Consider the following 900-nt stretch of genomic DNA (forward strand, 5'->3'; position numbering starts at 1 on the left):
CCCCGCCGTCGGGCCGCCGAGGGGCAGGTGTTCTCCGACTACCTCCTGTGGTGGGGAGCCCAACCGAACCAGCGGGTCCTCTCCATCTCCTCGCGCCTGATGATCAGCCGGACCGGCAGTCGCGAAGGCTCGGTCGTGACGTTCAATGACGTCACCGAACTGGTCGCAGCCCTCAACGCCAGGGACGAATTCGTGGCGACGGTTTCCCATGAACTGCGCACTCCACTGACCGCCATCCGTGGCTACGTCGAACTGCTCGGCGCTGTTCCGGGTCTGCCTCCCGATGCCGTCGCCGGCCTGGACGTGGTGTCCCGCAACTCGGAGCGGCTCCATAAGCTGGTCAGCGATCTTCTGGCCGCTGCCGAAGGGCCGGCCGAGATTCATCCGGTCCCCACCAATTTTTCCGCCCTCCTCGCCCAGCGCGTTGCCTCGGCCCGGGAACGGACGGCAAATCCGCTGGTGCATTTCAGCGAGGTGACATCGCAGGAGCTGACCGTGCCGTGCGACCCGGCGAGAATCGCCCAGGTGCTCGATAACCTGCTGTCCAACGCAGTGAAGTATTCACCCTCCGGTGGAACAGTGACGACCAGTGCCGCCGCGTCCGACGGCGTCCTCGAGTGCAGGATCGAGGATCAGGGCACGGGGATGTCCAAGGAGGAGATGGCGGGCATCTTCTCGAAGTTCTTCCGGACGTCGGCAGCCCGGAACGCGGCGATCCCGGGAGTGGGGCTGGGCCTCGCCATCTCGAGGGCGATCGTGGAGCGCCACGGCGGCACCCTGTCCGCCGAGAGCATCGAGGGCGGAGGATCCACCTTCATCGTCCACCTGCCGATGGATCCGTCCCCGGGTCGTCCGACGGACCCTGTGGATGGCGCCGGTGCGTCGGCCCGCGACGCAGCC

Annotated in this window: 1 protein-coding gene; it reads left to right on the top strand. The window is 67.2% G+C overall.

The window, feature by feature from the left end; translation table 11 throughout:
- The coding region (locus tag Y705_RS19020) for a sensor histidine kinase (RefSeq protein WP_162149075.1) at positions 1-900 on the top strand (900 nt) is incomplete at both ends.

It is taken from the genome of Arthrobacter sp. H41 (assembly GCF_000520535.1).
In the GTDB taxonomy this organism is placed as follows: domain Bacteria; phylum Actinomycetota; class Actinomycetes; order Actinomycetales; family Micrococcaceae; genus Arthrobacter_D.